Below are 12500 nucleotides of genomic sequence, written 5' to 3'. Positions count from 1 at the left end.
GATCTGGGTGGTGGACAGCGAGCTGTGCCCCAGCAGCATCTGCAGCGCGCGCAGGTCGGCGCCATGATTGAGCAAGTGCGTGGCAAAGCTGTGCCGCAGGCCGTGCGGGCTGATCTTGGCCGGATCGATGCCGGCCACCGCCGCGCAGGTTTTCACCAGCGCCCAGAACTGTTGCCGGCTCAACGCGGTGCGGTCAGCGCCAACAAACAACGGCACCTGGCCATCGGCCATGGCCACGGCCGGCTTGCTGCCGGTCAGCTGCGGGCGGGCCTGCGCCAGGTAGCGCTCCAGCCAGTGCTGGGATTCCTCACCCAGCGGCACCAGCCGCTCCTTGCTGCCCTTGCCGGTCACCCGCAGCACGCCCTGGCGCAGGTTGACCGCATTGGCCGGCAGGTTGACCAGCTCACTCACGCGCAGGCCGGCGGCGTACATCAGTTCGAGCATGGCGCGGTCGCGCAGGCCCAACGGCGTTTCCACATCCGGTGCCGCCAGCAATGCTTCGATCTGGCTCTCGGCCAGTGCCTTGGGCAACGAGCGCGGCAGCTTGGGCGGCTCCAGCAGGGCCGACGGATCATCGGCACGGTCACCGCGCTTGAGCATGTGGCTGAAGAACGCGCGCAGCGCCGACAGCAGGCGCGCATTGCTGCGCGCGGTCCAGCCATAGCGGGTACGCCATGCCAGGTAGTCGAACAGCCCGGCGCGGTCGATGGCCACCAGCCCGCCGCTGCCACCATCTCGCCAGCGCGCCAGCCCTTCCAGGTCGCGCCGGTAGCTGTCCAGCGTGGCCCGCGCCAACCCCTGCTCGGCCCAGATCGCATCCAGGAAACGCTGGATCGGGCGGGCGTCGGCCTCACGCAATGGCGGCAGTTGCTGTATCAGCTGGCGGCGTTCGGCAGGAGTATGTGCGGCAGACATCGGCGCAAGGATAGAGCCTGCATCGGCCGCTGCCCATGCAGCGCCCCTGCCGCAGACCGTATGCTCGGCCCATGGACACAACCGCCGATACCTCCGTGCGCCCTTCCGCCCTGTTGCTCCGTCGGCTGGCGGCCTTGTTCTACGATCTCTGGCCGGTCTTGGCGCTATGGATGCTGGTCTCCACCGCGTTCACCCTCGGCTACACCTTTTCAGGGCACGCGACGCGGGAAAACATTCCGCCCTACAGTGCCCTGCAATGGTTGCTGTGGTTGTGCTGCTGGGCCGTGGCCGGTCTGTATGCGACGGCCAGCTGGAAACGCGGCGGGCAGACCCTGGGCATGCGCCCGTGGCATCTGCATCTGCGCACGTTGAGCGGCGAGCCGGCCAGCCGTGCCGCGCTGTGGAAACGCTATGCGGCAGGCACTTTGTCACTGCTGTGCGGCGGCCTGGGGTTCTGGTGGGCACTGGTGGACCGCGAGCGGCTGACCTGGCACGACCGCCTCAGCGGCACCCGCCTGGTGAAGCTGCCCAAGCCCTCCTGACCGGCACACGCCGGTACCGCGCCCTGTGTACCGGCAACACCCCACCCTGCCGGCAGCGCGTGCTTCAGCCCACTCTTCGTCGTGACAGCCAGGCGGAAGTGGCCAGCATCACGATCGGTGGCAAGGCGTAGGCGATGCGGTAGTCAAACCTCAACGCGCCGGCCATGCGGCCGAAGAACATCTGCAGCAGCATGAAGCCCAGCGCAAACAGCATGCCCAGGAACAAGCGCTTGCCCATGCCGCCGCTGCGCAGCGAACCGAAGGCAAACGGCACCGCCGCCAGGCACAGCGCCAGCACGTTCAGCGGATAGAACCAGCGGCTCCAGTAGGTATCTTCGTAATCACGCGCATCCAGCCCGTTGCGCTTGCGGTACTCGATGCTGGTTTTCAGCTCGCCTGCACTGAGGTTGCGTGGCCGTGCCAACCCGGAGGCCAATGCGGCCGCATCCAGCTGCGAATTCCACACCTCGCTTTCCACGGTCTGCTGGGTGACGGAGCGTTCACCGAACACGTCACGCCGCACCTTGCTCAGCATCCAGCCGCTGTCATCGTGGGTCGCCGTGGCCGCGTAGGTAAGCGATGCCAGGCGTCCGTCCGCGTCCAGCGTGTACAGGCGCACGTCGTGCAGCACCAGGCGGGTGCCCTTGTCGCCATCCAGCAGTTCTTCGCCGGATTGCGCGTTGAGGAAGGTGTCGCCCTCGCGCGCCCACAGGCCCGAGTAACGCGCCACGGACAGATCGGCGTTGTACTTGGCGCTGGTCTTCAGCATGTCCGAGCGGTTCTGCGCCCACGGCGCCAGGGTTTCGCCGTTCACCACCATCAAGGCGGTCAACAGCGACAGCGCAATGGCCACCGACAGGGCAATCCGCCGCCGCGACACACCCACCGCGCGCAGGGCGGTCAATTCGGACGTGGCCGCCAGTTGCCCCAGCCCCATCAGCGCGCCAATCACCGCGGCCATCGGGAACAGGGTGTAGGCGCGACGCGGCAGGGTATAGGCCGTCGTCGCCAGCGCATGACCAAAGGTGTAGCTGCCGACGCCGATGTTCTTGCCCTCACCGGACAGCGCCATGATGCCGTCCAGGCCCAGCAGCACCAGCCACACCACCAGCACCGTGAACAGCACGTTGCGGCCGACGTAAATATCGTGGATGCGGGGAATCAGCCTCATGCCCTGGCCCCCGCACGCGGGCGCGACAGGCGCCCATCACGGAAGTACAGCCACAGCGCAAATGCCAGCAATGGCAGGGTCAGCCACCACATGCCGGCGACCAGCGGCACCTTGCCCTCGGCCAGCCACTGGCGGCCGAGGATGGTCAGGTTCACCGCCACCATGTAGGCCAGGAAGGCCAGCATGATGCGGCCATAACGCGACTGTCGCGGTGCGCTGCGGGCCAACGGCAGAGCCAGCAGGGCAAAGGCAAGGGCCAGCAGGGCCGGGGTGATGCGCGAGTGCAACTGGGCACGCGCCTCCGGGCGCGTATCGCCCAGCAGCTTCATGGTCGGCATCATTTCCGGATTGTTCTCATCACGCACCTCATCGCGGTCCGGCAGCGCCATTTCGTTGCTGGCGTAGCGCATCAGGCGGTAATCCAGGCCACCGTTGTCGGGGCCTTCCACCCGATAACCGTCCTCCAGGCGCAGGTAGCGCTGGCGCTCGCCTTCCACGAACACCGTGCCGGCGTTGGCCGAGACCACATCCAACCGGCCGTCCTTGTGCCGTTGCATGAACACCTGGCCCATTTTGCTGCCGTCCTCGTTGAGCGACGACAGATACACCACGCCGCCGCCACTCAACGGGGTGAACTTGCCCGGCTCCAGCCCGGCCAGCACAACGCTACGGCTGGCCGCGTCCACCATGCGTTCGGCAGTGCGGTCGGCCCAGGGCCCCAGCCACAGCGAGCAGGCCGCCACCACCGCTACCACCGGCAGCACCAGCATCAGCAGCGGCTTGAGCAGCCGCCGGGGGCCGACGCCGATGGCGGTCAGCACCGCCATTTCCGAATCGCGGTAAAGCCGGGCAATGGCCAATGCCAACCCCAGCAACAGGGCCAGCGGCAGGATGATGGGCAGGTAGACGATGAATTGCAGGCCCAACTGCGACAGCAGCAGCCCCGCGGGAATCCGGCCATCGGCGATGCGGCCCAGGATATCGACCAGCACGCCACCCACGCTTACCACCAACAACACGGTCAAAGTGGCCAGAAAGCTCTGGAGGAAGTCGCTCAGCAGGTAACGATCAAGTTTCGCCATGGGGTGGTGGTTTAAACTCTCGGTTTCGTCCGCGGCACGGATGGCCCAGCAGCCACACGCAAGTAGCCCGCGATTGTACGGATTTGGCAACGGAATCTGATCAATGTCTCTGGAATTCACCCTGAACCACGCCGCCCCCACCTCCGCAGAGGTGGATTGCATCATCGTCGGCGCCTTCTCCGACAAGTCGCTGACGCCCGCAGCGCAGGCCCTGGACACCGCCTCGGGCGGTCGTATCGCGGCGCTGGTCGAGCGCGGCGACGTCGGCGGCAAGACCGGCAACACCACCTTGCTGCACGACCTGGCCGGCGTCAGCGTGGCCCGTGTGCTGGTGGTCGGCCTCGGCGACCCGGCCAAATTTGGCGTGGCGCAGTACATCAAGGCGGTCGGCGATGCTGCCCGTGCGCTGAAGACCGGCGCCACCCGCAGCGCGCTGTTCACCCTGGCCGAGCTGGAAGTGAAGGGCCGCGACGCCGCCTGGAACATCCGCCAGGCCGTGATTGCCGCCAATCACGCCAGCTACCGCTACACCGCCACCCTGGGCAAGAAGAAGCCCGAGGCCCCGGGCCTGGAAACGCTGGCCATCGCCGGCAACGACGACACCGCCCTGCTGCAGGGCCAGGCCATTGCCGCCGGCGTGGAATACGCCCGTGAGCTGGGCAACCTGCCGCCGAACTACTGCACCCCGGCCTACCTGGCTGAATCCTCGGTCAAGTTCGCCGCCGAGCACGAAGGCGCCGAAGCCGAAATCCTGGACGAGGCGCAGATGGAAGCGCTGGGCATGGGCTCGCTGCTGGCCGTGGCCCGTGGTTCGGCCAACCGCCCCAAGCTGGTGGTGCTGAAGTGGAACAACGGCGGCGACGCCAAGCCCTATGTGCTGGTCGGCAAGGGCATCACCTTCGACACCGGCGGCGTCAACCTGAAGACCCAGGGCGGCATCGAGGAAATGAAGTACGACATGTGCGGTGGCGCCAACGTCATCGGCACCTTCGTGGCCACGGTCAAGGCCAGGCTGCCGTTGAACCTGGTGGTGGTGGTGCCGGCGGTTGAAAACGCCATCGACGGCAACGCCTACCGCCCGTCGGACGTCATCACCTCGATGTCGGGCAAGACCATCGAAGTGGGCAACACCGACGCCGAAGGCCGCCTGATCCTGTGCGACGCGCTGACCTATGCACAGCGTTTCGAGCCGGCCGCGCTGGTCGACGTGGCAACCCTCACCGGCGCCTGCATGGTGGCCCTGGGCCACCAGACTGCCGGCCTGATGAGCAAGCACGACGACCTGGCCAACGAACTGACCGCCGCTGGCGAGAACGTGTTCGACCGTGCCTGGCGTCTGCCGTTGTGGGACGAGTACCAAGGCATGCTGGATTCCAGCTTTGCCGACGTCTACAACATCGGCGGCCGCTGGGCTGGCGCCATCACCGCCGGCTGCTTCCTGTCGCGCTTTGCCGAAGGCCAGCGCTGGGCGCACCTGGACATCGCCGGCGTAGCCAGCGACGAGGGCAAGCGCGGCATGGCCACCGGCCGTCCGGTCGGCCTGCTGACCCAGTGGTTGCTGGATCGCGTTGCCGGTACCGCCGGGAATTGAGAAAAGGGAATCAGGAGTGGGCACAAGCCAAGCTCCTGATACCTTGCCGGCGCGCAGACATGTGGTCGCGCGCCGCTGTTCCCTTTCCCTGTTCCCCACTCCCGGTTCCCAATGACTATCCGCGCCGACTTCTACCTGATTGCCAAGCCGCGCTTCCTCACCGAGCCGCTGAAGCTGGTGTGCGAGCTGGCCCGCAAGGCCAACGACGGCGGCTTGTACACGCTGGTGCTGGCCCGCGATGCGGCCCAGGCCGAGGAACTGGACGAGCTGTTGTGGTCGTTCGACCCGGACGCCTACATCCCGCACCAGATCATTGGTGAGGACGTGGACGAGGAAGAAGCCATTGTGCTGATCGCCGTCCCGGGCGCCGATGCGCCGGAGCGGCCATTGGTGATCAACCTGCGCGATGCGCCCTATATGGGCGCCTGCGAGCGGGTGCTGGAAGTGGTGCCGGCTGACCCGGAAGCACGCGAACCGCTGCGCGAGCGCTGGCGCCAGTACAAGGCCGCCGGCTACGCGCTCAACAAGCACGACATGTAATTGAAAGCCGGGAATGGGAAGTGGGGATTCGGGATTGGAAAGCCCCGTCCCTCCGACCATTCCCAGATACTGTTCAACAGGTTCAGCATGCTGCACCACGAAGTGCGACATGCTGCACCCACCGGGAACAAGGAGCCGGGGACGGGGAAACGACTCCCCACGCTGCCGCCCCTGACCCATTCCCCATTCCCACGTCTTAATTCCCCAGCTTATGACCCAACTTGCCTCCAGCTACGACCCCAAGTCTTTTGAAACGGATCTCTACGATGCGTGGGAAAAGGCCGGCCACTTCAAGCCATCCGGCAAGGGCGAGCCGTACACCATCCTGCTGCCGCCGCCGAACGTCACCGGCACCCTGCACATGGGCCACGCTTTCCAGCAGACCCTGATGGACGCGCTGATCCGCTACCACCGCATGCGTGGCTACGACACGCTGTGGCAGGTGGGCACCGACCATGCCGGCATCGCCACTGAAATGGTGGTCAGCCGCAACCTGGCGCTGGAAGGCAAGGGTGAAACCCGCGACTCGCTGGGCCGCGACGGCTTCATCAGCAAGGTGTGGGACTGGAAGGCCCATTCGGGCAACGTGATCGAAGGCCAGATGCGCCGCCTCGGCACCTCGGCCGACTGGTCGCGCAGCACCTTCACCATGGACCCGGGCCCGAGCGAGGCGGTGATTGAGTCGTTCCTGCGCTGGCACGAGCAGGGCCTGATCTACCGTGGCCAGCGCCTGGTCAACTGGGACCCGGTGCTGAAGACCGCCATTTCCGACCTGGAAGTGGAAAGCGCCGAGGAAGACGGCTTCCTGTGGTCGATTGCCTACGCACTGGAAGACGGTGCCAGCTACGAGCACGTCGAAGTCGATGCCGACGGCAACGAGACCCTGCGCGAAACCCGCCATTACCTGGTCGTGGCCACCACCCGCCCGGAGACCCTGCTGGGCGACACCGCGGTGATGGTGCACCCGGAAGACAGCCGCTACGCACACCTGATCGGCAAGCGCGTGACCCTGCCGCTGACCGGCCGCAGCGTGCCGGTGATCGGCGACGACTATGTCGACAAGGCGTTCGGCACCGGCGTGGTCAAGGTGACGCCGGCGCACGATTTCAACGACTACCTGGTCGGCGTGCGCCACAACCTGCCGATGATCAACCTGTTTACCCCGGTGGCCGCGCTCAACGAGAACGCGCCGGAGCAATACCGTGGGCTGGACCGCTACGAAGCGCGCAAGGTCATCCTGGCTGAGCTGGAAGACCTGGGCATCCTGGTCGAGACCAAGGCCCACAAGCTGCAGGTACCGCGCGGCGACCGTACCGGCCAGGTGATCGAGCCGTATCTGACCGACCAGTGGTTCGTGAAGATGGACGGCCTGGCCAAGCGCGGCCTGGAGCTGGTTGAGAACGGCAGCATCAAGTTCGTGCCGGGCAACTGGATCAACACCTATCGCCACTGGATGGAGAACATCCAGGATTGGTGCATCAGCCGCCAGCTGTGGTGGGGCCACCGCATTCCGGCGTGGTTCGACGAAGCCGGCAACTGCTACGTGGGCCGCAACGAAGCCGACGCGCGCGCCAAGGCCGGGCTGGGTGCCGATGTGGTGCTCACCCAGGACAGCGACGTGCTGGAGACCTGGTTCTCCTCGCAGCTGTGGCCGTTCTCCACGCTGGGCTGGCCGAACGAAACGGCGATGGCCGAGCGCGGTTTCGACCGTTACCTGCCGTCGAACGTGCTGATCACCGGCTTTGACATCATCTTCTTCTGGGTGGCGCGCATGATCATGGCCACCGACAGCTTCACCGGGCAGATTCCGTTCAAGGACGTCTACATCACTGGCCTGATCCGCGACGCGCAGGGCCAGAAGATGTCCAAGTCCAAGGGCAACGTACTCGACCCGCTGGACATCATCGACGGCATCACCATCGACGACCTGGTCGCCAAGCGTACGCATGGCCTGATGCAGCCGAAGATGGCCGAGAAGATCGAGAAGGCCACCCGCAAGGAGTTCCCGGACGGCATCATCGCCCACGGTGCCGACGCGCTGCGCTTCACCATCGCCGCGCTGGCCACCCACGGCCGCGACATCAAGTTCGACATGAGCCGCGCCGAGGGCTACAAGAACTTCTGCAACAAGCTGTGGAACGCCAGCCGCTTCACCCTGATGAACACCGAAGGGTCGAACTTCAGCGGCGTGCCGCAGCCGCGCACCGATGCCGAGAAGTGGATCCTGTCGCGGCTGGCCAAGGTCGCGGCCGAAGCGCAGCAGAACTTCGCCGACTACCGCTTCGACCTGCTGGCGCAGTGCCTGTACGAGTTTGTCTGGAACGAGTTCTGCGACTGGTTCCTGGAGCTGACCAAGCCGGCCCTCAACGGCGACAACGCCCAGGACGCGGCCAGCACCCGCCACACCCTGCTGTACGTGCTGGAGGCCGTGCTGCGACTGCTGCACCCGCTGACCCCGTTCGTTACCGAGCAGCTGTGGCAGCAGGTGGCACCGCGTCTTGGCATCAAGGCCGACTCGCTGTCGCTGCGCGCCTACCCCACCGCCGAAGAATTCGCCGGTGATTACGCACAGGCCGAAGCCGACGTGGAATGGTTCAAGGGCATGGTCAGCGCACTGCGTCGCGTGCGCAGCGAGTTGAACGTGCCGCCGTCCAAGCAGGTGCGCCTGTTGTTGCAGGGCGGCCAGGGCGCCGACAAGGCACGCGTGGAGCGCTTCACCTCGCAGCTGCGCTTCCTGCTCAAGCTGGAAAGCATCGAGTGGCTGGCTGCCGATGCGCAGACCCCACCGGCCGCAGCGGCCATCGTCGGTGAACTGAAGCTGCTGGTGCCGCTGGAAGGCCTGGTTGACCTGGATGCCGAGCGTGCGCGCCTGGACAAGGAGATCGCCCGTGTTTCCTCGGAGAAGGAAAAGAGCGAGACCAAACTGTCCAAGTTCACCGACAAGGTGCCAGCGGCGGTGGTCGAGCAGGAGCGCGTGCGTCTGGTTGACTGGAACAGCCAGCTCGCCGGCTTGCAGGAACAGCGCGCCAAGCTCTGAGACGTTGTTGACGTGCTGATTGAAAACGCCGCCTTCGGGCGGCGTTTTCTTTTGCGCATTGAAGAAAGCCAGAAACTGAAGGCAAAGAGCCCCCTCATCCGCCCTGACGGGCACCTTCTCCCGCAGGCGGGAGAAGGGACCGCAATGCACCATGCACTTCCGCAAGTCGACTGCTCTGTTCACCACGCAATGCCAACAACTCAGCACGCCCACAGAGAAAGCAAAACTGCGCAATCCCATCCCTTCTCCCGCATGCGGGAGAAGGTGCCCGAAGGGCGGATGAGGGGGCTTCTAAGGTTTTGGCTTTTTGTCTTGGCTTTCGGCTTTTGGGTTTGGACTCTTTGCCTCTCAAGCGCTTGAGCTTCACCACCACGTCCCAATCCCAGCTACCCTCCCCCGGCACGCCAACTTCCGACATCCAATGCCCCTCGGCATCTTCTGCGCAGTCCTGTTCGCCGCACTGCTACACGCCAGCTGGAATGCCATCGTCAAACTCGGTGGCGACAAACTGCTGACCACCCTGCTGGTCACCGGCTGGGCCGCCGCACTGTCCGCGCTGCTGCTGCCGTGGCTGCCGCTTCCCGCCGCCGCCAGTTGGCCTTGGCTGGCAACATCGGCGGTGCTGCAGCTTGGCTATTACCTGCTGGTGGCGCGCGCCTATCACGTCGCCGACATGAGCCTGTCCTACCCACTGATGCGCGGCAGTGCGCCACTGCTGGTGGCCCTGGCCGGAACGCTGCTATTCGACGAGCACCTGCCAACCACCGCCTGGGGCGGCATCGCCCTGGTCAGCATCGGCATCCTGTGCATGGCAGGCAGCAGCCAACACCGCCGCAAGCTGCATCTGCCGCTGTTCATCGCGCTGGTGATCGCCACCTACACCGTGGTGGATGCACAAGGCGCGCGTCTGTCCGGAAGCCCACTGAGTTACACGCTGTGGCTGTTCCTGCTGTCGGGCCTGCCGCTTCCGCTCTGGGCACTGCTTACCCGCCGCCGGCAGCTGCAGGCGTATTTCCGCGACAACTGGGCACGCGGCCTTGTGGGTGGCATCGGTACCACCGCGTCCTACGGCATCGCGCTGTGGGCAATGACCCTGGCTCCGGTCGCAATCATCGCCGCGCTGCGCGAAACCTCGATCCTGTTCGCGCTGCTGATATCGGCGGTGGTGCTGAAGGAACGCATCGATCGCCGGCGCCTGCTGGCAGCCGGGCTGATCGTGATTGGCGTGGCGGTGCTGCGGCTGGGCTGAAACACCCGCGGCGAGATCAAACCTATTCCACCTGCAAACCGATTGCGTTCAACCGATCACAGCGGTGGCATGCGGGTGATGTCGTCATCCACCAGTTCCATCGCCATCACCAACGCATCCTCACGGCCATTGTCGGCCGGGTAATACCGCGGGCGGCGGCCAATCTCGTTGAAACCCTCGCTGTGATACAGCGCAATGGCCGAGGTGTTGGACGGCCGCACCTCAAGGAACACGCGCACCGCACCGCGCAGCCGCGCCACGCGCACCAGCTCACGCAACAGCTGCCGGCCGTGCCCGCGCGACTGCACTTGCGGGTCCACGCAGACATTGAGCACATGCGCCTCATCGGCGGCCAGGCTCAGCATCCCGTAGCCGGCGATCCGTCCGTCCAGCAACAGCACGCGCCCCGGGTAACCGGCCCGCAGGCAATCCTGGAAAATCCCGGGCGTCCATGGGAACGGGTAGGCGCGCAGTTCCACTTCCATCACCGCATCCAGGTCGTCCTCGAACATCGGCCGCATCGCTGGCCGGGGTTCGCGCGCCTGCGCGTTCATTGCCGTTGCTTCCGCCGCAACGCACGCAGCTGCGGCCACAGCGCGCGCTTGGCGGCCGGGTTGGCCCGCAGTTCGGCCAGCGGCCAGCTGTCCATCAGGGCGCGCGTCTGCGGGTCATTCGGGTTGCAGCCGGAAGCACGCAGCAAGGCAATCTGCAGGCGATCAGGCATGCGCAGGCCACCGCCACGGCGGCCGCCAACGGGCGCAGGCCTGCTGGCGGTGGTCACCGGGGTTTCCGGCGCAGGCGCCTGCGGGGCTTCCCTGCGCTGTACAGGTGCGGCGCGGGGCGCCGGTACGGCCGGAGGCTCATTCTCGACCGCTATCGGCGCCGGCGCTGCGGCTTGCGCCAGGGCAAGCGCGTCCAGCACGCTGCCTTCCAGGTACACCGTGTAGCCCATCGCCTGCAGCCATGCCTGCTGCTGCGCGGACCATATCGATGCGGGCGCGGTATCGGTCATTGCCCCTTGCCAGCCGGCTGGCGCCAGCGCTGCAACAGCCACATCACCGGGCCGGATAGTGCGTACACCACACCGACGGCAAACAGCGCGCGCGCCGGGTCCAGCACCATCACGGCAATGATGACCGGCACCAGGGCCAGCATCAGGAACGACACACGCTCCGAGCGCGGGCCTTTCTCACCGCCGCCCTTGAAGCTCCAGAAGCGGATGCGGCTGACCATCAGCAGGCCCGAGACAATCGTCACCGCCAGCGCCACGTAACGCAGCTCCTCGCCGTTCCAGCCCAGGTTGCCGTCGGCGAAGGCCCAGACAAAGGACATCATCAGCCCGGCAGCCGCCGGACTGGCAAGGCCGACGAACCAGCGCTTGTCGACCGAGCCCACCTGGGTATTGAAGCGGGCCAGACGCAAGGCCGCGCAGGCTGCGTACAGGAAGGCGGCCGACCAGCCGACCCGGCCGAGGATCTCGCCGTCGAACTTCAGCGAGGACAACGCCCAGTGGTACATGACCAGCGCCGGCGCCATGCCGAAGCTGACCAAGTCGGCCAACGAGTCGTATTGCACGCCAAATTCACTGCTGGTGCCGGTCAAGCGCGCAACGCGCCCGTCCAGCCCGTCCATCACAGCGGCCACGAACACCGCGATGCTGGCGTTGACGAAGTCCCCATTGGATGCGGCGATGATTGCGTAGAAACCGGCAAACAGCCCGGCGGTGGTGAACAGGTTCGGCAGCAGGTAGATGCTGCGCGAGCGCGGTTTGGGTCTCATTTCGTCCATACCGGGGAGTTTAATCGACTTGCCAGCCACGTCACCGGGTGATGCAATCAGCGCCTGCCCAGTTCCACTGTCCACGGAGTCGCCATGCGTGCCCTGCCCCGTCTCTGCTGCCTGCTCGTGCTGGCCTCCGCCAGCGTCAGCGCCGGCAACCTGTACAAGTGGAAGGACGCCAACGGGGTCACCCAGTATTCCGAGCGCCCGCCGGCCGGCCAGCAGTATGAAACCCGCCGTATCGCGGCCAGTGGCGCCCCGGCGGTCCAGGCCGCCCCCGCCGAGCCGGGCGAATCCGAGCGGTGCCTGGCTGCCCGCAGGAATCTGGAGATCCTCAGCGGCAATACCCGGGTAATGCAGGACACCGACGGTGACGGTAAACCGGACGCCGAACTGGATGAAACCCAGCATGCGGCCCAGAAGCAGTTGGCTGAATCCACCGCTGCGGTCTATTGCAGGCCTGCCGCCAAGCCCTGAACGTCGCAAATAGCCGCAGCAGCGGCCTCAGCCGCGAAGCCCAGCGATCTGCGCAAATGCCCCTTCGCAGCCTGCAATCACCTGCGCTTTAAGTTCGGACAGGACCTTGGCTTCGCG

At 66.0% G+C, this 12500-nt stretch carries 12 protein-coding genes; 6 read left to right on the top strand and 6 right to left on the bottom strand.

Annotated features, from left to right (window positions below):
- The coding region (locus ACVOLO_RS10065) for a site-specific tyrosine recombinase XerD (RefSeq protein ID WP_481570129.1) at positions 1 to 915 on the bottom strand (915 nt) is incomplete at its 3' end.
- Between the two features lie 71 nt (positions 916 to 986).
- Here ACVOLO_RS10065 and ACVOLO_RS10060 point away from each other — a divergent pair.
- A complete protein-coding gene (locus tag ACVOLO_RS10060; protein WP_481570128.1) occupies positions 987 to 1457 on the top strand; it encodes an RDD family protein in 471 nt (156 codons plus the stop codon).
- A gap of 64 nt (positions 1458 to 1521) precedes the next feature.
- Here the strand turns inward: ACVOLO_RS10060 and lptG are convergent, their stop codons facing one another.
- Positions 1522 to 2628, bottom strand: a complete 1107-nt coding sequence (gene lptG, locus ACVOLO_RS10055) for an LPS export ABC transporter permease LptG (RefSeq protein ID WP_481570127.1) — start codon at positions 2626 to 2628, stop codon at positions 1522 to 1524.
- Positions 2625 to 3710: an LPS export ABC transporter permease LptF gene (lptF, locus tag ACVOLO_RS10050; RefSeq protein ID WP_481570126.1), complete on the bottom strand. Its 1086-nt coding sequence runs from the start codon at positions 3708 to 3710 to the stop codon at positions 2625 to 2627. Before lptF ends, lptG begins: the two co-directional genes overlap by 4 nt.
- A 103-nt stretch (positions 3711 to 3813) precedes the next feature.
- Between lptF and ACVOLO_RS10045 the strand changes: the two genes are divergently transcribed.
- The 4 genes from ACVOLO_RS10045 (at position 3814) to ACVOLO_RS10030 (ending at position 10127) form a co-directional block, all read left to right on the top strand.
- Positions 3814 to 5301, top strand: coding sequence for a leucyl aminopeptidase (locus ACVOLO_RS10045; protein WP_481570125.1), 1488 nt, complete (start codon positions 3814 to 3816; stop codon positions 5299 to 5301).
- 111 nt (positions 5302 to 5412) lie between these two features.
- Entirely contained in the window at positions 5413 to 5841 is a 429-nt protein-coding gene (locus ACVOLO_RS10040; protein ID WP_481570124.1) for a DNA polymerase III subunit chi, read from the top strand.
- Between the two features lie 211 nt (positions 5842 to 6052).
- Positions 6053 to 8878: a valine--tRNA ligase gene (locus tag ACVOLO_RS10035; RefSeq protein WP_481570123.1), complete on the top strand. Its 2826-nt coding sequence runs from the start codon at positions 6053 to 6055 to the stop codon at positions 8876 to 8878.
- Between the two features lie 421 nt (positions 8879 to 9299).
- Entirely contained in the window at positions 9300 to 10127 is an 828-nt protein-coding gene (locus tag ACVOLO_RS10030; RefSeq protein WP_481570122.1) for an EamA family transporter, read from the top strand.
- Positions 10128 to 10183: 56 nt separating this feature from the next.
- Here the strand turns inward: ACVOLO_RS10030 and rimI are convergent, their stop codons facing one another.
- Genes rimI through pssA form a run of 3 tightly spaced genes read right to left on the bottom strand, consistent with a single transcriptional unit; the run spans position 10184 to position 11915 of the window.
- Positions 10184 to 10681 (bottom strand): ribosomal protein S18-alanine N-acetyltransferase, encoded by a 498-nt coding sequence (gene rimI, locus ACVOLO_RS10025; RefSeq protein WP_481570121.1) that lies wholly within the window; start codon positions 10679 to 10681, stop codon positions 10184 to 10186.
- A complete protein-coding gene (locus tag ACVOLO_RS10020) occupies positions 10678 to 11139 on the bottom strand; it encodes an alanine acetyltransferase (protein ID WP_481570120.1) in 462 nt (153 codons plus the stop codon). The genes rimI and ACVOLO_RS10020 overlap by 4 nt, the downstream gene beginning before the upstream one ends.
- A complete protein-coding gene (gene pssA / locus ACVOLO_RS10015; protein WP_481570119.1) occupies positions 11136 to 11915 on the bottom strand; it encodes a CDP-diacylglycerol--serine O-phosphatidyltransferase in 780 nt (259 codons plus the stop codon). The genes ACVOLO_RS10020 and pssA overlap by 4 nt, the downstream gene beginning before the upstream one ends.
- An 84-nt stretch (positions 11916 to 11999) precedes the next feature.
- Here pssA and ACVOLO_RS10010 point away from each other — a divergent pair, with 84 nt between their 5' ends.
- Entirely contained in the window at positions 12000 to 12383 is a 384-nt protein-coding gene (locus ACVOLO_RS10010) for a DUF4124 domain-containing protein (RefSeq protein WP_481570117.1), read from the top strand.
- The last annotated feature ends 117 nt before the right edge of the window (positions 12384 to 12500 follow it).

The sequence above is a fragment of the Stenotrophomonas sp. STEN056 genome, from assembly GCF_056759635.1.
This window is presented reverse-complemented; position numbering and strand designations above follow the sequence as displayed.

Coding starts and splice junctions, on each gene's coding strand:
- ACVOLO_RS10060 (WP_481570128.1), top strand. CDS start 987: ATGGACACAACCGCCGATACCTCCGTGCGCCCTTCCGCCCTGTTGCTC.
- lptG (WP_481570127.1), bottom strand. CDS start 2,628: ATGAGGCTGATTCCCCGCATCCACGATATTTACGTCGGCCGCAACGTG.
- lptF (WP_481570126.1), bottom strand. CDS start 3,710: ATGGCGAAACTTGATCGTTACCTGCTGAGCGACTTCCTCCAGAGCTTT.
- ACVOLO_RS10045 (WP_481570125.1), top strand. CDS start 3,814: ATGTCTCTGGAATTCACCCTGAACCACGCCGCCCCCACCTCCGCAGAG.
- ACVOLO_RS10040 (WP_481570124.1), top strand. CDS start 5,413: ATGACTATCCGCGCCGACTTCTACCTGATTGCCAAGCCGCGCTTCCTC.
- ACVOLO_RS10035 (WP_481570123.1), top strand. CDS start 6,053: ATGACCCAACTTGCCTCCAGCTACGACCCCAAGTCTTTTGAAACGGAT.
- ACVOLO_RS10030 (WP_481570122.1), top strand. CDS start 9,300: ATGCCCCTCGGCATCTTCTGCGCAGTCCTGTTCGCCGCACTGCTACAC.
- rimI (WP_481570121.1), bottom strand. CDS start 10,681: ATGAACGCGCAGGCGCGCGAACCCCGGCCAGCGATGCGGCCGATGTTC.
- ACVOLO_RS10020 (WP_481570120.1), bottom strand. CDS start 11,139: ATGACCGATACCGCGCCCGCATCGATATGGTCCGCGCAGCAGCAGGCA.
- pssA (WP_481570119.1), bottom strand. CDS start 11,915: ATGGACGAAATGAGACCCAAACCGCGCTCGCGCAGCATCTACCTGCTG.
- ACVOLO_RS10010 (WP_481570117.1), top strand. CDS start 12,000: ATGCGTGCCCTGCCCCGTCTCTGCTGCCTGCTCGTGCTGGCCTCCGCC.